This window comes from Pseudomonas sp. PAMC 26793 (genome assembly GCF_000313235.1).
GTDB lineage: Bacteria > Pseudomonadota > Gammaproteobacteria > Pseudomonadales > Pseudomonadaceae > Aquipseudomonas > Aquipseudomonas yamanorum.
The window spans coordinates 62,939-83,908 of sequence record NZ_AMXG01000041.1; the positions used below are offsets into that span (position 1 = coordinate 62,939).

The window sequence follows — 20,970 nt, forward strand, 5'->3', positions numbered from 1 at the left end:
GAAACTGAATAATATTAAGCAATACGTTCACGTTTGGAGAATGACTTGGATCTGGTCCAGCTGGAAATTTTCAAAGCCGTTGCCGAGCAAGGCAGCATCAGCGCCGCCGCGCAGTTGATCCATCGGGTGCCGTCGAACCTGACCACGCGGATCAAGCAGTTGGAGCAGGACCTGGGCGTGGATTTGTTTATTCGCGAGAAGAGCCGATTGCGGTTGTCACCGGCCGGGTGGAATTTCCTTGGCTATGCGCGGCGCATTCTCGACCTGGTGCAAGAGGCCCGGGCAACGGTGGCGGGGGAGGAGCCCCAGGGCGCGTTTGCTTTGGGTTCGCTGGAGAGTACGGCGGCGGTGCGCATCCCGGCGTTGCTGGCGGCGTATAACCAGAAGCACGCCAAGGTCGAGCTGGACCTGACCACCGGGCCGTCCGGGGCGATGATCGAGGGCGTGTTGTCGGGGCGGCTGGCGGCGGCGTTTGTCGATGGGCCGGTGCTGCACGCGACCCTGGAAGGTGTGGCGGTGTTTGAAGAGGAAATGGTGGTGATTGCGCCGTTGCACCACGCGCCGATCACCCGGGGGCAGGATGTGAGCGGGGAGAGCATCTACACGTTTCGCTCGAACTGTTCGTACCGGCACCACTTTGAGCGCTGGTTTTCACAGGATGGCGCGGTGCCGGGGAAGATCTTCGAGATGGAGTCTTATCACGGGATGCTGGCGTGCGTGAGCGCCGGTGCGGGGTTGGCGCTGATGCCGAGGAGCATGCTGGAGAGCATGCCGGGGTTCAGGACGGTGAGTGTGTGGCCGTTGACGGATACGTTCCGGATTCTGAATACCTGGCTGATCTGGCGGCGGGGTACGGTGTCGCAGAGTTTGAACAGTTTTGTGCGGTTGCTGGAAGAGCGCGGTCTGAAGGCGGAATAGGGGGGGATGTGGGAGCTGTCGAGCTTCAGCGAGGCTGCGAAGGCGTCGGCACAGTCGACATTAAGGGTGCCTGACCCACCGCTATCGCGGCCTCGCTAAAGCTCGACGGCTCCCACATTTGGTCTTGATTAGCCGCCGAACTGGAAGGTGCCCATGGCCAGTTTGGCCATCAGGGCGCCGGCGCCCAGTTGCACCAGCCACAAGGCCAAACCACCGAGGAATACGCCGAGGGCGACTTGCAGCACCAGGCTTTTCTGGCGCTTGGCGGGCGGTGGGCGCGGGGTGAAATGGTCCAGTTCGTCGCGGTCGGCACGCAGGTCCAGGTCGTCGTTTCTCATAGGGTACTCGAGGGGAAGGGACTGTCTTGCTGTCAGTCTAGGGGTAGCGGGCTGAAAGCAGCGAATTTTTAGGAGCGATGCACTCATCTATTGAAGCCATCCACTCACCCTGTGGCGAGGGAGCTTGCTCCCGCTGGGGCGCGAAGCGGCCCCCATTCAGGCACCGCATTCATTCAGAAAGTTCACGATGGCAGGTTTCAGGTCCGCTGCGCAGCCCAGCGGGAGCAAGCTCCCTCGCCACGTTGGGCGCGCTCGCAGAATGAAAAAGGGGAAGCCACCGGCTTCCCCTTTTTTTGCATCACAACAGGCTTACAGCACCTGAACGATGGCCTTGGTCACGGCATCAATGTTTTTCTGGTTCAACGCCGCCACACAGATGCGGCCAGTGTCCAGCGCATAGATACCAAACTCGCTACGCAGGCGCGTCACTTGCTCAACGCTCAGGCCGGAGTAGGAGAACATCCCGCGCTGGCGACCGACGAAGCTGAAGTCGTGGCCTGGAGCTGCCTTGGCCAGGTCAGCCACCATCTGCTCGCGCATGCCGCGAATGCGCAGGCGCATTTCGGCCAGTTCGGCTTCCCACTGGGCGCGCAGCTCAGGGTTGTTCAGCACCGCTGCAACGATCGCCGCACCGTGGGTCGGCGGGTTGGAGTAGTTGGTGCGGATCACGCGCTTGACCTGGGACAGGATGCGCGCGCTTTCTTCCTTGGAGTCGGTGACGATGGACAGGGCGCCCACGCGCTCGCCGTACAGCGAGAACGACTTGGAGAACGAGCTGGACACAAAGAAGGTCAGGCCCGATTCGGCAAACAGGCGCACCGCAGCGGCGTCTTCGTCGATGCCGTCGCCAAAGCCCTGGTAGGCCATGTCGAGGAACGGTACGAGGTTTTTCGCCTTGACCACGTCCAGCACTTGTTGCCAGTCGGCCGGGCTCAGGTCGACGCCGGTCGGGTTGTGGCAGCAGGCGTGCAGCACGACGATGGACTGGGGCGGCAGGGCGTTGAGGTCTTCCAGCAGGCCGGCGCGGTTGACGTCGTGGGTGGCGGCGTCGTAGTAGCGATAGGTCTGTACCGGGAAGCCGGCTTTTTCGAACAGCGCCTGGTGGTTTTCCCAGCTCGGGTCGCTGATGGCGACGACGGCGTTGGGCAGCAGTTGCTTGAGGAAGTCCGCGCCGATTTTCAGGGCGCCGGTGCCGCCGACCGCTTGGGCGGTGATGACGCGGCCGGAGCTGATCAGTGGCGACTCAGCGCCGAACAGCAGCTTTTGCACGGCCTGGTCGTAGGCGACAATACCGTCGATCGGCAAGTAGCCACGGGCGGCGTGTTGCGCCACGCGAATGGCTTCCGCTTCGGCAACGGCACGCAAGAGTGGAATCTTCCCCTCCTCGTTGCAGTAAACGCCCACGCCAAGGTTCACCTTGGTGGTTCGGGTATCGGCGTTGAATGCTTCGTTGAGGCCCAGGATTGGATCGCGTGGTGCCATTTCGACAGCGGAGAACAGGCTCATTTTTGCGGCAGCTCTATAGAGAGTGGAGGGACGTGTCGCGCTCCAGCCGAATGCACTAGAGCGGTGCACAAACGGGGAGCTAGTATAGAGGCCATCACCGCTCGCGGCGACAGCCGAAACGGCTTTTCGGCCAAGTTTTTCGGTTTATTTGCCGACCGTTAGTCTTATTGCAACGTTGACCGGTCATGGCATGTAGGACGATTGCCTTGAAACCCGTGACATTTGCCTCCACTTCTACAGCTATCATGGTTTTTTCCTGCAACCTGCGCCGAACAGTCGTGGGTCGCGGTCTTTTTCGTCCCCGCTGCTTTTTCCGGCCTCGGGGTGACTCAAGAGGTACGTTATGTCGGATTTCCAGCTAGTCACCCGCTTTGAGCCCGCCGGCGATCAACCGGAAGCCATCCGCCTGATGGTCGAAGGCATCGAAGCCGGCCTGGCGCACCAGACCTTGCTCGGGGTGACCGGCTCCGGCAAGACCTTCAGCATCGCCAACGTGATCGCCCAGGTGAACCGGCCGACCCTGGTGCTGGCGCCGAACAAGACCCTGGCCGCGCAGTTGTATGGCGAGTTCAAGGCGTTCTTCCCGAACAACGCGGTGGAGTACTTCGTTTCCTACTACGACTACTACCAGCCCGAAGCCTATGTGCCGTCGTCCGACACCTTTATCGAGAAAGACGCCTCGATCAACGACCACATCGAGCAGATGCGGCTCTCGGCGACCAAGGCGCTGCTGGAACGCAAAGACGCGATCATCGTCACCACGGTGTCGTGCATCTACGGCCTGGGCAGCCCGGAAACCTATTTGAAGATGGTGCTGCACGTCGACCGCGGCGACAAACTCGACCAGCGCGAACTGTTGCGACGCCTCACGAGCCTGCAATACACCCGCAACGACATGGACTTCGCCCGGGCGAGCTTCCGTGTGCGTGGCGATGTGATCGACATCTACCCGGCGGAATCCGACCTGGAAGCGATCCGTATCGAGCTGTTCGACGATGAAGTCGAGAGCTTGTCGGCCTTCGACCCGTTGACCGGCGAGGTGATCCGCAAGCTGCCGCGCTTCACCTTTTACCCGAAAAGCCACTACGTGACCCCCCGCGAAACCCTGATGGGCGCCATCGAGGGCATCAAGGGCGAACTGGTGGAGCGCCTGGAATACCTGCGTTCCAACAACAAGCTGGTGGAAGCCCAGCGCCTGGAGCAGCGCACCCGCTTCGACCTGGAGATGATCCTCGAGCTGGGCTACTGCAACGGCATCGAAAACTACTCGCGCTACCTCTCGGGCCGCGAATCCGGGCAGGCGCCGCCAACCCTGTTTGACTACCTGCCGGACGACGCCTTGCTGGTGATCGACGAATCCCACGTCAGCGTGCCGCAGGTGGGCGCGATGTACAAAGGTGACCGCTCGCGTAAAGAGACCTTGGTGGAATACGGCTTCCGCCTGCCGTCGGCACTGGATAACCGGCCGATGCGTTTTGACGAGTTCGAAGGCATCAGCCCGCAGACGATTTTTGTCTCGGCCACGCCGGGTAACTACGAGGCCGAACATGCCGGGCGTGTGATTGAGCAACTGGTGCGCCCGACGGGCCTGGTAGACCCGCAAATCGAAATCCGCCCGGCCCTGACTCAGGTGGATGACCTGCTCTCGGAAATCACCAAGCGCGTGGCCCTGGAAGAGCGGGTGCTGGTCACCACGCTGACCAAGCGCATGTCCGAAGACTTGACCGATTACCTGGCCGACCACGGCGTGCGCGTGCGTTATTTGCACTCGGACATCGACACCGTGGAGCGCGTGGAAATCATCCGCGACCTGCGCCTGGGTACCTTCGATGTGCTGGTGGGGATCAACTTGCTGCGCGAAGGTCTGGACATGCCGGAAGTGTCCCTGGTGGCGATTCTCGATGCCGACAAGGAAGGCTTCCTGCGGTCCGAGCGCTCGTTGATCCAGACCATTGGCCGGGCGGCGCGGAACCTGAATGGTCGGGCGATTCTGTATGCGGACCGGATTACCGGTTCCATGGAGCGCGCGATTGGCGAGACCGAGCGGCGTCGCGACAAGCAGATTGCCTACAACCTGGAACATGGCATCACGCCGAAGGGTGTGTTCAAGGACGTGGCCGACATCATGGAAGGCGCCACCGTGCCGGGCTCGCGCAGCAAGAAGCGCAAGGGCATGGCCAAGGCGGCGGAGGAGAACGCCAAGTACGAAGCGGAATTGCGTTCGCCGAGCGAGATCACCAAGCGGATTCGTCAGTTGGAAGAGAAGATGTACCAGCTGGCGCGGGATCTGGAGTTTGAAGCGGCGGCGCAGATGCGCGATGAGATTGGCAAGTTGCGCGAGCGGTTACTGGCGGTCTGATGATCGGTGTGGCGAGGGAGCTTGCTCCCGCTGGAGTGCGAAGCGCTCCCAGGGTTTTGGGGCCGCTTCGCAGCCCAGCGGGAGCAAGCTCCCTCGCCACAGCAAGCTCCCTTGCCACAGGTTATTTCAGTGGGCTTCCCCAGCCTTGAGCCCCGCCGGTAATGCCTTGGTCAACAAAATCGCCACCATGCTGATCCCCAACGCCAACCCCACAAAGTGAAACGCATCGTTGTAGGCCATGATCTGCGCCTGCTGATGGGCAATCTCACTCAGCTTGCCCAACGCCGCCGTCTCACTGCCAAACGTCTCCGTCAGCCTGGCCATGCGCTCCGCCACCTGCGGATTGGTCGGCACAATCGCCTCACGCAGGTAATCAAAGTAGGTCTTGGTGCGCGCATCCAGCAGGGTCGCCAACAGTGCGATCCCGATCGCCCCACCCAGGTTTCGCAAAATATTGAACAGGCTCGACGCCGACCCCGCGTCCTTCTGCATGATGTACGCCGTGGCAATCAACGAAATCGTCACCATGATCAACGGCTGCCCCAGCGCGCGGATGATCTGGATGCGGTTGAACTGGTCGCCGGCAAAGTCCGGGTTCAACACCCCTGACGAAAAACTCGCCACCCCAAATAACCCGAACCCCAGCGTGCACAGCCATTTGGGCGACACGTATTTCATCAGTTTGGGCACCAGCGGAATCAGGAACAGCTGCGGAACCCCCATCCACATGATCACTTCGCCGATTTGCAGGGCGTTGTAGTTCTGGATCTGCGCCAGGTACAGCGGCAACAAATAAATCGAGCCATACAACCCCACGCCCATCCCCAGGCTGGAAATGCTCGACAGCCCGAAATTGCGATTGCCGAGGATCCGCAGGTTGATCAGCGGGTTGGGCTTGGACATCTGCACGATCACAAAGGTGATCAAACTCAACAGGGCGACGGTGCCCAGGCTGACAATCAGGTTCGACTCCAGCCAGTCCTTGCGATGGCCTTCCTCAAGAAATACCTGCAAACACCCAAGGCCCACGGCCATGGTGACGATGCCGAGGTAGTCGGTGCTTTTGAGCAGGTCCCAGTTGGAATCCTTTTTCTCCAGGCCATACAGCAGCCCGGCGATCATGATCAGGCCCGGCGGGATGTTGATGTAGAAGATGTATTCCCAGCCCCAGTTCTCCGTGAGCCAGCCGCCGATGGTCGGGCCGATGGAGGGGGCGAAGGTGGCGGTCATGGCGAACATGGCCATGCCTTTGGCGCGGTGATGTTCGGGCAGCTTGATCAGGGTGAGGGTGAACGCCAGCGGGATCAGCGCGCCGCCGGTAAAGCCCTGCAAGGCGCGGAACACGATCATGCTTTCCAGACTCCAGGCCATGGAACACATCAGCGAGGCGATCAGGAACCCGCCAGACACCCACACCGCCAGGCGGCGCGCCGACAGCAGCTGCACCAGCCAGGCGGTGAGGGGGATCATGATGATTTCGGCCACAAGGTAGGAGGTTGAAATCCACGAGCCTTCTTCCAGGGTGGCCGACAGTGCGCCTTGAATGTCCTTGAGGGACGAGTTGGTGATCTGGATGTCGAGCACGGCCATGAAGGCGCCGAGCATCACGCTCATGACCGCGATCCAGTCGCGCCGGGTCGGTTCGCCGACCGGCGGCAGCAGTTGATCACCGGCCATCGTGCGGGTCTTGGATATTCACTTTGACCGTCACCGACATGCCCGGGCGGATTTTGCCCTGCAGCGGGTTATCGGCGGCGAAGGTCAGTTTGACCGGAATCCGTTGGACGACTTTGGTGAAGTTGCCGGTGGCATTGTCCGGCGGCAGCAGGCTGAACTGTGCGCCGGAGGCGCCGAACAGGTTGGCCACGCGGCCTTCGATTGGCGTGTCGCTGTAGGCATCAAACGTCAGCTCGGCCTTTTGCCCGGGCTGCATGTGGCCGATCTGGGTTTCCTTGAAGTTGGCCTGCACCCAGATGTCCTGGTCCGGGACAATCGACAGCAGGTAGGCGCCGGCCTGCACGTATTGGCCGTTGCGCGCAGCACGCTGGCCGATCAGGCCGCTGATGGGCGCGTGGATTTCACTGCGGGTCAGGTTCAGTTCGGCCTGGGCCAGGTCGGTCTTGGCGTTGGCGATCATCGCGTCGAGGCGCTTGATCTCGGCGTTGAGGGCGTTGACCTGTTGGCGCTGGCCCTGCAGGTCGGCCTGGGCCATGGTCACCTGGGAGCGGGCGATGTGGTTGTCGGCGTCGAGGGTGGTGACCCGTTCTTCCGAGACGTAGCCGGGCTTGCGCAGGGTTTGCGCACGGTTCAGGTCGATCTGCGAGCGGCCGAGGGTGGCCTGGCTGGAGGACACCTTGGCCTCACTGGCGGCGATCAGGCTGGCTTGCTGGGTGAGTTTGCTCTGGGCCTGCACGCGTTCGGCTTCGCGCATGGCGAGGGCGGCGTTGGCGCGGTCGACGGCGAGGTGGAAGTCGTCGCCTTCGAGCTTGACCAGCAGTTGGCCTTTTTCCACGTGTTCGTTGTCGCCTACCAGCACCTCGACGATGCGCGCGCCCAGTTGGCTGGAGACCCGGGTGATCTCGCCCTGGACGTAGGCGTTGTCGGTGCTTTCATAAAAGCGACCCTTGAAGAACCACTGGGCGAAAAAGCCCGCGGCGATCAGGACCACGATCAACAGGAAGATAAACAGGCGGCGTTTGAGCGGGGCAGGCATGGCGATAAGGTCGTCGACAAAAGGTAATGGAATATAGCCAGCGAATGATCTGGCAAATAGCCATGGCGGGTCTTGAGACCGGAGCTTGTCTCATATGCCCTTTGTTCGCCTCCCCACGCTGGAGCCCAAGGGCTTGGGGCTGTTACCATTCGCCCCTTGTTTCATTTTCAGTTTTATCGCCAATTCGAGACCCGCCATGACCACCGTCCGCACGCGCATCGCGCCATCGCCTACTGGGGATCCCCACGTAGGTACTGCTTACATCGCCTTGTTCAACTACTGCTTTGCCAAGCAGCATGGCGGTGAATTCATCCTGCGGATCGAAGACACCGATCAACTGCGCTCCACCCGTGAGTCGGAACAGCAGATTTTCGATGCCCTGCGCTGGTTGGGCATTACCTGGGCTGAAGGCCCGGATGTCGGCGGCCCCCACGGCCCGTATCGCCAGAGCGAGCGCAGCGACATCTACAAAAAATACACCCAGCAGTTGGTCGACATGGGTCACGCCTTCCCGTGCTTCTGCACCGCCGAAGAGCTGGACCAGATGCGCGCCGAGCAACAGGCCCGTGGCGAAACCCCGCGCTATGACGGCCGCGCACTGCTGCTGTCGAAGGAAGAAGTGGCCCAGCGCCTGGCTGCCGGCGAACCGCACGTTATCCGCATGAAGGTGCCGAGCGAAGGCGTGTGCGTGGTGCCGGACATGCTGCGCGGTGACGTCGAGATCCCGTGGGACCGCATGGACATGCAAGTGCTGATGAAGACCGACGGCCTGCCGACGTACTTCCTGGCCAACGTGGTGGATGACCACCTGATGGGCATCACCCACGTACTGCGGGGCGAAGAGTGGCTGCCATCGGCGCCGAAACTGATCCTGCTCTACGAGTACTTCGGCTGGGAACAACCGCAGCTGTGCTACATGCCGCTGCTGCGTAACCCGGACAAGAGCAAGCTGTCCAAGCGCAAGAACCCGACCTCGGTGACCTTCTACGAGCGCATGGGCTTTATGCCTGAGGCGATGCTCAACTACTTGGGCCGCATGGGCTGGTCGATGCCGGACGAGCGCGAGAAGTTCTCGCTGCAGGAAATGGTCGATCACTTTGACTTGTCCCGCGTGTCCCTGGGCGGGCCGATCTTCGACATCGAGAAATTGTCGTGGCTCAACGGCCAGTGGCTGCGTGACCTGCCGGTGGAAGAGTTCGCCAGCCGCGTGCAGCAGTGGGCGTTGAACCCCGAGTACATGATGAAGATCGCGCCGCTGGTGCAGGGCAGGGTGGAGACCTTCAGCCAGGTTGCACCGTTGGCGAGCTTCTTCTTCGCCGGTGGCGTGAACCCGGACGTGAAACTGTTTGAGTCGAAGAAGCTCTCGGCTGACCAGGTTCGCCAGTTGATGCAGTTGATCCTGTGGAAGCTCGAAAGCCTGCGTCAGTGGGAGAAGGATGCAATCACCGCGACTATCCAGGCGGTGGTTGAATCCCTGGAATTGAAACTGCGCGATGCGATGCCGTTGATGTTTGCCGCGATCACCGGGCAGGCGAGTTCGGTGTCGGTACTCGATGCGATGGAAATTCTGGGCCCGGACCTGACCCGTTTCCGTCTGCGCCAAGCCCTTGATTTGCTTGGTGGTGTGTCGAAGAAAGAAAACAAGGAATGGGAAAAGCTGCTGGGCGCTATCGCTTAAGCCCGCGGTTGTAATGGCCAAACCCCGGTTTTCCGGGGTTTGCTCGGTAAGTGATTGTTATCTCGGCAAAAAATTTTGAAAATTGTTGAAAATAAATTTGACACGTTTCAAATACGCCATTAAGATTCGCCCCGTCCTCACCGACGAGGGGCTATAGCTCAGCTGGGAGAGCGCTTGCATGGCATGCAAGAGGTCAACGGTTCGATCCCGTTTAGCTCCACCAATTTACAGGTTCAAGGTCTGGCCACACCGTCCTTGAATTCGATCAGACTCAGCCTGATCACGTTGTATAGAAGGTTTGTGTCCCCTTCGTCTAGTGGCCTAGGACACCGCCCTTTCACGGCGGTAACAGGGGTTCGAGTCCCCTAGGGGACGCCAGTTTCAACAAGCAGTTCGAAAGGTCTGCTGCGCCGCGAGGCGAAAAATCCGGGGCTATAGCTCAGCTGGGAGAGCGCTTGCATGGCATGCAAGAGGTCAACGGTTCGATCCCGTTTAGCTCCACCAATTTACAGGTTCAAGGTCTGGCCACACCGTCCTTGAATTCGATCAGGTCTCAGCGCTGATCAGTTGTATAGAAGGTTTGTGTCCCCTTCGTCTAGTGGCCTAGGACACCGCCCTTTCACGGCGGTAACAGGGGTTCGAGTCCCCTAGGGGACGCCACGATTACCCGCTCTGCGGGATTTTTAAGGGTCATTCAATTATTGAATGGCCCTTTTGTTTGTCTGGCGTTTGGCCAATCTCCCTTCCTCTTCCCTAAAAATGTTCTTCTGACCAATGGTCATGCCGGTGGCTTGCGAAATATTATTATGGTAATAATATTCGAAGCATGAGATTCGGAGGCAACGATGAACGATAAAAAAGCGCAAACCCGCGAACGTATTCTGCAAGCTGCCAGCGCCGCCCTGGTGCAGCGTGGCCCGGCCGAGCCGAGTGTGGGCGAAGTGATGGGCGCGGCGGGGCTCACCGTCGGTGGTTTCTACGCGCACTTTGAAAGCAAGGATGCGCTGATGCTGGAGGCCTTCACCGCGTTGTTGGCCCGGCGTCGTGCGTCCATCGATGACATGGACTCGACCTTGACCGGTGAAGAGCGCCGCGCCCTGGTGGCAGCGTTCTACCTGTCGCGCAAGCACCGTGACTCCACCGCCCAGGCGTGCCCGATCCCGGCCACCGTGGGCGAGATGAGCCGCTTGCCGGATGAATTTCGCCAGGCACTGAACGAACACTGCGAGCTGATGGCCGCACAGCTGGCCGCCAGCCCCGAAGACACCGACAAGGCCCTGGCTGACATGGCGCTGATGATTGGTGGCTTGTCGCTGGCCCGCGCCCTGGGTCCGGGTGAGTTGTCGGACCGTGTGTTGCGTGCGGCCAAGTCCGCAGTGCGTTAAGAACGGCCTTCTGGCCTGAGGGATGAGCGATGGACACGTTGAAATGGATTCGTGGCGTCAATGGCACCTTGGGCCGGCTGGCACCGCACGCTGTTGCCAGCAAGATGCGTCGGGTGTTCATGACGCCCCGGGATCTGCCACCCCGTGACTGGGAGCTGCCGCTGCTGGCGCAGTCCGAGCGCATCACCTTGCGTTTTGGCCTGTCGGCGCTGAAATGGGGCCAAGGCCCTGCGGTGCTGTTGATGCACGGCTGGGAAGGGCGTCCAACGCAGTTTGCCAGCCTGATCACGGCATTGGTGGAGGCGGGGTATTCGGTGATTGCCCTGGACGGCCCGGCCCACGGGCGTTCGCCGGGGCGCGAAGCCCATGTGCTGCTGTTCGCCCGCGCCATGCTGGAAGCGGCGGCCGAGCTGCCACCGCTGCATGCGGTCGTCGGTCACTCCATGGGCGGCGCCAGTGCGATGCTGGCGGTGCAGTTGGGCTTGCGCACCGAGGCGTTGGTCAGCATCGCGGCACCCTCGCGGTTTCTCGACGTATTGCGCGGCTTTGCCGGCATGGTCGGTCTGCCAGCGCGAGCGCGGTCGGCGTTTATCCAGGAGGTGGAACTGACGATGGGCATGCCCCTCAAGCACCTCGACGTCGCCCACTATCAGATGAATATCCCGGGGCTGATCGTGCATGCCGAAGACGATACCTTCGTCTCGGTCAAAGCCTGCCAGGTGATCCACGACGCTTGGTTCGACAGCCGCCTGCTGCGCCTGGAGCAAGGCGGGCACCAGAAGGTGCTGGCAGATCCGCGCGTGATCGAAGGCGTCCTGGCGCTGCTCGCCGGCCGCCACGTGCCGGAGCGCCAAACCGCCTGAACCATGGGTTACACTGCTCGCCGCCGACATTAATCGACTGGGAGCACCGCATGGGCTGGGATTTGGCAACGCCGTTTATCATTGATCTTCAGGTCGGTGCCGAAGACATCGATGGCCTGGGGCACGCCAACAACGCGGTGTACGTGTCCTGGCTGGAACGCTGCGCCTGGCGCCATTCCCAGCGCCTGGGGCTGGATCTTACCGAGTACCGCCGACTGGACCGCGCCATGGCCGTGGTGCGCCATGAGATCGATTACCTCGCCGCCGGCTACGAAGGCGATGAGCTGCAATTGGCGACCTGGATTGTCGACTGGGACCAGCGCCTGAAAATGACCCGACGCTTCCAGCTGGTACGCCCCCGTGACGGCGCCACCTTGCTGCGGGCGCAGACCACCTTTGTCTGCATCGAGCTGTCCAGCGGCAAGCCCAAGCGCATGCCGTCGGAATTTCTTGAAGGTTACGGCCCGGCGCTGCAAGGCGAGTTACCCTCCGGCGCCTGAAACCCGTAAACTGCGCCACGTTTTTCGTTGAGTGTTTTCCATGCAAATTGCTTTGGCGCCCATGGAGGGGTTGGTCGACAACATCCTGCGGGACGTGCTGACCCGGGTCGGCGGTATTGATTGGTGCGTGACCGAGTTCATCCGGGTCAACGACCGCCTGCTGACGCCTGCCTATTTCCACAAACTTGCCCCTGAGTTGCTGCTCGGTGCCAAGACCGCTGCCGGCGTGCCTCTGCGTGTGCAGTTACTCGGTTCAGACCCGGTGTGCCTCGCGGAAAACGCGGCCCTGGCGTGTGAGCTGGGCTCGCAGGTGGTGGACCTGAACTTCGGTTGCCCGGCCAAGACCGTCAACAAGTCCCGTGGCGGTGCGGTATTACTCAAGGAGCCGGAGCTGCTCAACCAGATCGTCGAGCACGTACGACGTGCGGTGCCGGCGCACATTCCGGTCACTGCCAAGATGCGCCTGGGCTTCGACAGCCCGGATGGTGCCCTGGTGTGCGCTACGGCCCTGGCCGAAGGCGGCGCGGCGCATATCGTCGTACACGCACGCACCAAGGTTGACGGCTACAAACCCCCTGCGCATTGGGAGTGGATCCCGCGCGTACAGGAAGTGGTGAAGGTGCCGGTGTTCGCCAACGGTGATATCTGGAGCGTTGAAGACTGGCGACGTTGCCGTGAAATCAGCGGCGTCGAAGACATCATGCTCGGTCGCGGCCTGGTGGCCCGCCCCGACCTTGCCCGGCAGATTGCTGCCGCGCGAGCAGGGGAAGAGGTGATAGAGATGACTTGGGCACAGATGCAGCCAATGCTTCATGAGTTCTGGCGGCAATCCGTCGAGCAATTGACCGAGCGCCAGGCGCCGGGACGCTTGAAGCAATGGCTGGCCATGTTGACCCGTAACTATCCTGAGGCGGTCGAACTGTTTACGCAGATGCGTCGGGTAACCGACCTGGAGCAGGTAGGACGATTGTTGGGATTACCTGATTCGGTGGCGCTGCAAAATTAAGTTCATATATATAAAGGTTTCAATCCAATAGTCGAGGGCGCCATGGGCGCCTTTTTTTTGCCGGTAATAAAGCGTTGTGCCCTGAGAAGAAAGGTCCCTGTTGGGTAGTAGTGTCGATTTTTAGTTGCTTTATATATGTGAGCGGGCTTCTTGTTTGCTACAGCGTCTTGCTGTGTTAGAAGGCGCTATTTTTAATTTTTATTAGTTTGGTTATTAGGGCGCGCGCAATAACACAGGCGTGATGGGTTTGTGTGTGCGAGTGATTTCAGTAATTTGCCTTAATGACTGACTGTTGCCTGATATATCTGTTTTGCCCACTGCGAAGACCGGTAAAGCACGATGTGCTCAGGAAAGTCCATAGGATAACGTCTCGATTTTCATTTGATTTCCTTATGTGAAGGCCGATTTTCGGAACCCGATGCCCGCAACACCCACGAAAGTAGCGAGTGTGCAGCACTTGGTTTTTTTTAGCCCAGAACCCGGACGGTGTGTTTCAGGCTGTTTACGGCGTTTTGGCAATCACTGAATAAGGGTTGGTTTATGTCTAATTTTTCGGTCTATAACTTCTCTCGCTTGAGTAATGGCTTCAATCAGCAGAGTACGGATCTGCCAAGGTCTGTTGATAACAACGCTGGCGAAAAGCCGGTGCATACGACCAGTGCCGTATTGAGAAATAATCCCGCCGTTGCGTCGGAAGGAACAGTTACGCTCAGCAAAGATGCACTTGAGAAGTTGCTGGAGATGTTTGAGCATGCATTCAAGGCGATACGGAACATGCTGTCCGGGCAGGGTGAGATGCCCAAGTTGATACCCGATGCAGGTCTACAGCCTAAACCCGGGAAAGATGGCGGCGCCCAGATGAAAGATAAGGCCGGGACTCAATCGGAAGTGCTGAACACAGCACTCAAGGATTCGGCAGTGCCTAATCCTGAGGTGTCTGCGCGCAAAGACAAGCCGGCAAACAATCCAGCGGTCCCGAATTCCACGCTCAACGTTACGCCCAAGCCCCAGGCGTTGACGGAGTCCCGCTTGCGGGAATCAACATTGCACGAAGACGTGCAACTGAACAACAAGAGCAATTCCGATGTAAACGTCACGGTCCAGGTGAACTGCCATTGCCCTCACCCGGATGCACCGAAGCCACGCGCGCCAGTTCGGCCGAAGCCGGATGCACCGCACGCACCCATCCCACCCAGGCTAGACGCACCCATCCCATCGAAGCTAGATGCACCCGTCTCGCCGAAGCCAGACGCGCCAATCCTGCCGAAGCCAGACACACCGACGCCGGACGTTACCGCACCCGGGCCGGCCAAGGATGACTTTGAGTTGGAAACCACGGGTAGGCGCCGGGCTTATGCCAACGACTGGCGTTCCAATCCTGATCGCCGAATGAGCCGGTAAGTCAGCAATTTCCTCTGGTTTTTTTCAATAAAGCGCTTCCCGGTCAATAAACGCCGGGGAGCCCTTGGAGATGGATGGTTATATGTCGTGTTCAGAAATTAATAATGCGGGAAAGCTCGGCAACTATTATCAACACGTTGAAACCGGCACACCACGGCGATCGGTTCCGGTTGGGCAAGTAAGCTTTGATAGGCAGCCCCCCTCATCACTCAGTCAAAAAGGTCAAGGTGGCGTTGGTAATACAACCACCGACTCCCCGGTATTAGCGAAGCTCCTTGAACTGTTCACCCAGTTTTTTACGCAGTTGCAAAGTCTGCTCACAGGCAGGGAGCAGACGAACATCGTGCCGACTCAGGTAACGCCTGCGCCCCGGCCCGCAGTGGTGCCCAAGCCGCACGTACCACTACCGGATCCAACGCCACAGCGCCTTCCTGATCTTTCGGATAAGCGCAATGGCGCCAAGCCCGACAATATTTGGAATGGCTTTCGCCAAGGCCCCGACGGCAATTGCGTGACCATTTCGGCGATCAAGGCTGCAATGATGAAGTTCGGGCAGAGCCCGACTGATATTTTCAAGTCTGTTCAAGCCACAGGTGACGGTTATCACGTAGTGATGCGGGATGGATTCAAACTGGACTTGAAAAAGCATGAACTGGCCACAGCGATAAGGGACTCAAAGTTTGTCCCGATGCGTGATCCCGGCATGCTCAAGGACGCGCACTTTCTGTTTGCTGTCAGTGCCAAGCGGGCACAAATGGAAAACAACGATGGGCGTGCAGCGAGGAGCTTTGATGCCGCCGTACGCAGCCTCAACGATGGTGAAGATGAGCGCGGGGCGGGGGAAGGCTTCCTGCGACTGGGCTTGCGCAACCATATGAAGAGAGTATCGGTCAGCGCCTTCCGAGATAAGTCGATGATCGGGATGGTCAACAGGGATGCTCACTCGGTGGCCGTGGTTGATGGATGTGAGGAGTTATACGGCAGAAAAGGAGGACCGCCGCGTTCCGGGGATGCCATCGCACTGGTCTGACGTTCTCCCAGGATTAACAGCAGGTGCGGCGTGTGGTGGTTTTTAGAGGGTTATGACCATGAATGGCTTGAACGCTGGTTTTGCGATGAAGATCGGCCTCAACGTTTTCCCTGGTGAGCAGGAAGCTGAAGAAAGGCCGGCCGATAGTGTCAGTGCCTTCAGTTCTACCGAGCGAAGATTTGCTGAACACTTTGATACCAGCAGCCATTCGGCGGTCATCAAGATGATGATGGTCACGTTCGGCCCACGTCCCGTGGATATGTTCAGCGAGGTCAGGCGCGTCGGCGACGGTTACGATGTCACTCTGAAAGACGGCTACACGTTGCACCTTTCCGGGCATGAGTTACGCCTTACAACAGCGGCGTCGAGATTTGTCGGCAGTGATTCAGGCACGAGGGAGAATGCGAATTTTGCGTTGGCGGTCTTCGTCAAACGCAAACAATTGTGCAGCGCTGACAGCACTATCAACAGCCACTTTGATGCGGCTTTGTCGGCGTCTCTACAGGGCGAGACTGCCTTTAATCTGCTCAAAGGCATGGGGGTGAAGCGGTTTATGCGGCGGCTCCCTTCCCACCAGCTGATCGGCAAGGATGCCGTTGGCGTTATGGAGGCTCATGACTTTGGCGCCTCGTTGATCCGTAATGGGGTCGCGCATCGGTTTGACCGTCAATACCGCCCCGACCGCCCTTATGTCTATGTGCTGGACAACGGAGGGCAGGCGAGACGCAACGCCGAGAAACCCGTGGGCATCCTGAATGGCTTTAATGCGGTGTTTGCCGAGTCGTTTGACGTCAGCAGCCATGCCGCCGTGATCAAGATGATCATGCTGAGGTTTGGCCAAAGCCTCACGGACATGCTTGAGAGCGTCACCCCGGCACGCGGTGGCTATGACATCACGATGAAGGATGGTTTTGCGATTCACCTTTCCCAGCAGGAATTGGCGCAGGCGAGCCAAGCGTCGCGGTTCGCCGGGCCTGACCGGGAGGCCGTGAGCCAGGCCAACTTCATGTGGGCGGCCTATGTAAAACGCAGGCAACTGACGCGCTTTGATCCTGCCCCGGACAACTCGTTTGAAAGGTCTTTATCCAGCGCGCTAAAAGGCGATACGCCCTATAGGGTCTTGAAGGATCTTGGGATGATCGGCTTTTTGCGCTTGGTTCCCGCCGACAAGATGCAGGCGCGGGGTGCTGCCGGGGTGATCAATACCTTTGGCTATTCGAGCGCCTTTGTCCTGGAGGGCGTACAGCACGGCGCTGGAAATAAAGCGCCTGTCACCAGGTTGTATGGCTACATGCTCGCCGGGGAGATGCCTGCCGGATTACCGATTGATTCAAGCGCCGTCGTTTCGCCAACCTCCGATGTGCCGGTGGGCATCAAGCCTGCCGATATCTGGGGCGGATTTTATCAAGGGGTCGAGGGGAATTGCGTCACGGTGTCCGCGATCAAGGCGGCGATGATGAAGTACGGTCAAAACCCCCGAGGCATCTATAAAAGCATCACCCCGACACGGGACGGTTTTACCGTGACCCTGCGCGACGGCTGTACGCTGAACCTGACCCATGACGAGCTGAAAAAGGCCCGGGAAGGCTCACATTTCAAGGGCGCTGACACCGGGTTGCTCAAGGACGCGAATTTCCTGTACGCCGTCAGTGCCAAGCGGGCGCAAATGGAGAATCACGAGTTTCGCGCCGCCGCGAGTTTTGAGGCGGCCATGGGCACGCTCAATGATGGCGAGAGCCCGGGTGATGCACTGCGCCGTTTGGGGTTGTACGCCTTTACACGGCAGAGCAGCGTGCAGGAGTTGGCCGGTGGTGTGATTGGGACGCTGGCGAACTTTCGGCACTCCGTGGTCGTGGTTGATGGCGCGTTAGATGATTACGGGTCCCCAACCCGACTGCGGACATCGGGCTGGATGCGTGAAGATGGCACCGCGCTAAAGTTGGTTTAGAGACCGCGGCCCGGCCTGGACCAGCAACTGCCGGAACCCCTCCACCGGCAACGGTCGGCTATGCAAATACCCCTGGTACAAATGACACCCCAGCCCCTGCAGGAACGCCAGTTGCTCCGGGGTCTCCACGCCCTCGGCGATCACCGCCAGATTCAAGCTGCGGGCCATGGCCACAATGGCGCGGATGATTTCCGCATCGTTGGGGTCATGGGTGGCGTCGCGCACGAACGACTGGTCGATCTTCAGCGCATCCACCGGCAGGCGCTTGAGGTAGGTCAAGGATGAATAGCCGGTGCCGAAATCATCCATCGCAAAACTCACGCCGAGCTTTTTCAGGCGGCGCATTTTGCTGATGGTGTCGTCCAGATTCTGGATCACGATGCCTTCGGTGATTTCCAGTTTCAGCAATGTATAAGGCAGATGGTGCTCACGCAGGCTGCGTTCCACCCGCTCGACAAAGTCGTTCTGGCGGAACTGCCGGGGGCTGATGTTCACGCACAGGCTGAAATTCAGCGGGTCCACCAGGCCCTCGCTGATCAATTGCGCGAAGGTCCCGCAGGCTTCGTCGAGGATCCAGGTACCCACTTCCAGGATCAACCCGCTGTCTTCCAGCACCTTGATGAATTCAGTCGGCGATTGCGCGCCCAGTTGCGGGTGCTGCCAGCGCACCAGGGCTTCAGCGCCGACGATCCGGTTGCCCCGGGCATCCACTTGCGGTTGGTAATGCACGCTGAATTCACCGCGGGACAGGGCCAGGCGCAGGTCGGTTTCCATGCGCAGTCGCTCACTGGCGGTTTTCTGCATGCTGTTGTGGAACATCTGGATCGTGTTGCGCCCCGAGTCCTTGGCCCGGTACAGCGCAATATCGGCACGCTTGAGCAAATCCGCCGGGGTTGAGCCGTGATCGGGGATCAGGGCCACGCCAATGCTCGGCGTGACTTGCAGGCGCTGGCCATCCAGGAACATCGGTTCGGATAACAGTTCGCGCAGGGTATCGGCCAACTCCGAGACCTGGGCGCTGACCTGCTGACGCGAACCCTCCAGCCCGCTGAGCAGCACCACAAACTCATCACCCCCCAGGCGCGCCACGGTGTCTTCCATGCGCACGCTGGCTTCGAGGCGTGCGGTGACGATTTTCAGCACGGTGTCGCCCACCGGGTGGCCGAGGGAATCGTTGATGTGCTTGAAGTGGTCCAGGTCGAGGAACAGCAGGGCGCCCCGCAGGTTGTGGCGCTTGAGCAGGGCGATCTGCTGGCTCAGGCGGTCCATCAGCAGGGCGCGGTTGGGCAGGTTGGTCAGCGGGTCGTGATAGGCCAGGTGGCGAATCTGCGCCTGGGCGTTTTTCAGCAGGCTCACGTCCCGGGCGGTCAGCAGCAGGCACGGGGTTTCATTGAGGGTGATGGGTTCCACCGACACTTCAACCGCCAGCACTTCACCGCGCTTGTTGTGCCAGAGCATTTCCAGGTGATGAATGCGGCCCTTGATCTGCAGCTCGGCCAATAAAGCTGCGCGCTGGTTTTCATCGGCCCAGATGCCGATCTGATACAGCGTCAGGCCGATCGCCTCTTCGGCGCGGTAGCCGGTCAAGCGGCAGAAGCCGTCGTTGACCTCAACATAGCGCCCGGTATCGCGCTCGGTGATCGACACCGCGTCGGGGCTGGAGTGAAAGGCCTTGGCGAACTTCTCTTCACTGGCCTTGAGCGCCGCTTCCGAGCGTTGCTGCTGGGTGATGTCCCGCAAGGTGGTGACGATGCAGGGTTGGTCGCTGACCTGGATCAGGCGGCTGGAGATCACGCAGTTAAGGGTTTGGCCGTTCTTGTGATGAACGGTGATGGCCACGTTGCTCAGGGACTGTTCGCGAATCACCTGCTCGATGCGTTGCAGGCGCTTGCTGGGCTCATCCCACAAGCCGATCTGTTCGGCGTTGTTGTTGAGCACTTCGGCGGCGGTCCAGCCGAAGGTCTGGGTGAAGGCCGGGTTGATCTCGATAAACTGGCCGGTTTCCAGGCGTGTCACGCAAATCGGGTCGGGGCTGGCGAGAAACAGGCTGGCGAACTTTTCTTCCGACGCAGTCAGGCGTAGTTCGCGCTCGACCTGGTCGGTGATGTCGAGCAGCGTGCCGGCCATGCGCAGGGGCACGCCCAGGTCATCACGATACAGGCGGGCGCGGCTTTCGAGGTAGCGGGAACTGCCGTCTTCCAGTTGCACGCGATAGGTCAGTTGGTAGTTGCCCGCCGGGCCTTCGCGCAGGGTGCGGTAGGCGTTGCGCATGCTCTCACGCTCTTCCTGAGGCATGCCTTCAAAAAAAGCGTCGAAGGATTCGTGAAACGGTTGGGGTTCCAGCCCGTGCAACTGGGCGGCGCGGGCCGAGCCGTAGAGCATGCCGCTGGGGATGTGCCAGTCCCAGGTGCCCAGTTGTGCCGAGTCGAGGGCCAGGTCCAGGCGTTCCTGGCTGTCCTTGAGGGCTTGTTCGGCATTTTTGCGTTCAGTGGTGTCGAGGAAGGTGCTGATCAGGTAGTCCTCGCCGTCCAGCTCGACTTTCTGGGCGCTGAGGGTGCCATCGTGGATCTGCCCGTTGCTGGCGCGAAACTGCACTTCCATGGTGATGGGGGCGCCTTTGCGCTGGGTGGCCTTGACCAGATGCGCGCGTTGTTCGGGGTGTACCCAGAGGCCCAGCTCCAATGTGCTGCGGCCAATGGCATCGGCCAGCGGCCAGCCGAACAGGCTCTCGAAGTACTGGTTGGCTTCGCTGATCAGGCCGTCCGTCTGGCGGGTCAGCAGAACCATCAGCGGGCACAGGTGAAACAGCGTGGCGAAGCGTTTTTCCGAGTGGCTGAGGGCGTGTTCGCGTTCGCGCTGGTGGGTGATCTCGCGGATTACCCCGATCATTCGCCGGCGCCCGGCCTTGTCCGGTAGCAGGCTGCCATTGATTTCCAGCCAGTGCAGGCTGCCATCGGGCCATTGGATACGGTGGTGCATGGCTTGGACAGCGGGCTCGCCGGCCAGCACCGCATGAAAGGCCCGGACTACCTTAGCGCGGTCCTCGGGTGCCAGCAGGTCCAGGTACTCCAGGTCTTCAGGCAGCGGCTGGCGCGGGTCGAAGCCGAACAGGGCCTGGGTGCCTCGGGACCAGCTGATCCGGCCGGTATCGATTTCCCAGCTCCAGGCGCCCAGCCGGGCAGCATTGAGGGCCGCCAGCAGTTGCGGCGCGCTGTCCCAGCTCTGTTCCGCCTCCTGTGGGTCCAGGGCGTAGATGCGGGGCAGGGGTGGCACGGTATCCACGGGGTTGCGCATTATCAAAGGGCCTTGGCTCAATGGGCGTTCG

15 protein-coding genes and 4 tRNA genes are annotated in these 20,970 nt (G+C 60.3%); 14 read left to right on the top strand and 5 right to left on the bottom strand.

From position 1 onward, the window contains the following. Positions 1 to 45: 45 nt before the first annotated feature. The gene (locus tag D109_RS0122085; protein ID WP_017478781.1) at positions 46 to 918 is read left to right on the top strand and encodes a LysR family transcriptional regulator; all 873 of its coding nucleotides are present in this window, start codon (positions 46 to 48) and stop codon (positions 916 to 918) included. A 128-nt stretch (positions 919 to 1,046) separates the two neighbouring features. Here the strand turns inward: D109_RS0122085 and D109_RS0122090 are convergent, their stop codons facing one another. Both D109_RS0122090 and D109_RS0122095 read right to left on the bottom strand, forming a co-directional pair. Next, positions 1,047 to 1,256: a hypothetical protein gene (locus D109_RS0122090; RefSeq protein WP_017478782.1), complete on the bottom strand. Its 210-nt coding sequence runs from the start codon at positions 1,254 to 1,256 to the stop codon at positions 1,047 to 1,049. 309 nt (positions 1,257 to 1,565) lie between these two features. Beyond that, on the bottom strand, positions 1,566 to 2,762 hold the full coding sequence (locus D109_RS0122095; protein WP_017478783.1) for an amino acid aminotransferase: 1,197 nt from the start codon (positions 2,760 to 2,762) through the stop codon (positions 1,566 to 1,568). Positions 2,763 to 3,105: 343 nt separating this feature from the next. Here D109_RS0122095 and uvrB point away from each other — a divergent pair, with 343 nt between their 5' ends. Beyond that, entirely contained in the window at positions 3,106 to 5,121 is a 2,016-nt protein-coding gene (gene uvrB, locus D109_RS0122100; protein ID WP_017478784.1) for an excinuclease ABC subunit UvrB, read from the top strand. 126 nt (positions 5,122 to 5,247) lie between these two features. Here the strand turns inward: uvrB and D109_RS0122105 are convergent, their stop codons facing one another. Then, on the bottom strand, positions 5,248 to 6,798 hold the full coding sequence (locus tag D109_RS0122105) for an MDR family MFS transporter (RefSeq protein WP_017478785.1): 1,551 nt from the start codon (positions 6,796 to 6,798) through the stop codon (positions 5,248 to 5,250). Continuing rightward, positions 6,788 to 7,834, bottom strand: coding sequence for an HlyD family secretion protein (locus D109_RS0122110; RefSeq protein ID WP_017478786.1), 1,047 nt, complete (start codon positions 7,832 to 7,834; stop codon positions 6,788 to 6,790). The genes D109_RS0122105 and D109_RS0122110 overlap by 11 nt, the downstream gene beginning before the upstream one ends. A gap of 196 nt (positions 7,835 to 8,030) precedes the next feature. On the opposite strand from D109_RS0122110, the gene gltX reads away from it, so the two are divergent. From gltX to D109_RS0122170, 12 genes are all read left to right on the top strand, one after another. Further along, positions 8,031 to 9,512, top strand: a complete 1,482-nt coding sequence (gltX, locus tag D109_RS0122115; RefSeq protein ID WP_017478787.1) for a glutamate--tRNA ligase — start codon at positions 8,031 to 8,033, stop codon at positions 9,510 to 9,512. A gap of 147 nt (positions 9,513 to 9,659) precedes the next feature. Next, positions 9,660 to 9,735: transfer RNA gene (locus D109_RS0122120), tRNA-Ala, on the top strand. 79 nt (positions 9,736 to 9,814) lie between these two features. Beyond that, positions 9,815 to 9,890: transfer RNA gene (locus tag D109_RS0122125), tRNA-Glu, on the top strand. A 50-nt stretch (positions 9,891 to 9,940) separates the two neighbouring features. Then, positions 9,941 to 10,016, top strand: a tRNA-Ala gene (locus tag D109_RS0122130). An 80-nt stretch (positions 10,017 to 10,096) separates the two neighbouring features. Then, positions 10,097 to 10,172, top strand: a tRNA-Glu gene (locus D109_RS0122135). Between the two features lie 185 nt (positions 10,173 to 10,357). Further along, positions 10,358 to 10,897, top strand: coding sequence for a TetR/AcrR family transcriptional regulator (locus D109_RS0122140; protein ID WP_017478788.1), 540 nt, complete (start codon positions 10,358 to 10,360; stop codon positions 10,895 to 10,897). 29 nt (positions 10,898 to 10,926) lie between these two features. Further along, a complete protein-coding gene (locus tag D109_RS0122145) occupies positions 10,927 to 11,760 on the top strand; it encodes an alpha/beta hydrolase (protein WP_017478789.1) in 834 nt (277 codons plus the stop codon). Positions 11,761 to 11,810: 50 nt separating this feature from the next. Continuing rightward, positions 11,811 to 12,260 (top strand): thioesterase family protein, encoded by a 450-nt coding sequence (locus D109_RS0122150; RefSeq protein WP_017478790.1) that lies wholly within the window; start codon positions 11,811 to 11,813, stop codon positions 12,258 to 12,260. Between the two features lie 40 nt (positions 12,261 to 12,300). Beyond that, on the top strand, positions 12,301 to 13,266 hold the full coding sequence (locus D109_RS0122155) for a tRNA-dihydrouridine synthase (RefSeq protein ID WP_017478791.1): 966 nt from the start codon (positions 12,301 to 12,303) through the stop codon (positions 13,264 to 13,266). 540 nt (positions 13,267 to 13,806) lie between these two features. Next, positions 13,807 to 14,667 carry a hypothetical protein gene (locus tag D109_RS0122160; RefSeq protein ID WP_017478792.1) on the top strand — a complete coding sequence of 287 codons (861 nt, stop codon included), beginning with the start codon at positions 13,807 to 13,809 and terminating at the stop codon, positions 14,665 to 14,667. Positions 14,668 to 14,737: 70 nt separating this feature from the next. Further along, positions 14,738 to 15,697 (top strand): hypothetical protein, encoded by a 960-nt coding sequence (locus D109_RS1000000134985; RefSeq protein ID WP_256219559.1) that lies wholly within the window; start codon positions 14,738 to 14,740, stop codon positions 15,695 to 15,697. 58 nt (positions 15,698 to 15,755) lie between these two features. Continuing rightward, positions 15,756 to 17,645, top strand: a complete 1,890-nt coding sequence (locus D109_RS0122170) for a hypothetical protein (RefSeq protein ID WP_026078149.1) — start codon at positions 15,756 to 15,758, stop codon at positions 17,643 to 17,645. On the opposite strand, the gene D109_RS0122175 is transcribed toward D109_RS0122170, so the two are convergent. After that, positions 17,631 to 20,939: a bifunctional diguanylate cyclase/phosphodiesterase gene (locus D109_RS0122175; RefSeq protein ID WP_017478795.1), complete on the bottom strand. Its 3,309-nt coding sequence runs from the start codon at positions 20,937 to 20,939 to the stop codon at positions 17,631 to 17,633. The two genes, D109_RS0122170 and D109_RS0122175, sit on opposite strands and share 15 nt — an antisense overlap. Between the last annotated feature and the right edge of the window lie 31 nt (positions 20,940 to 20,970).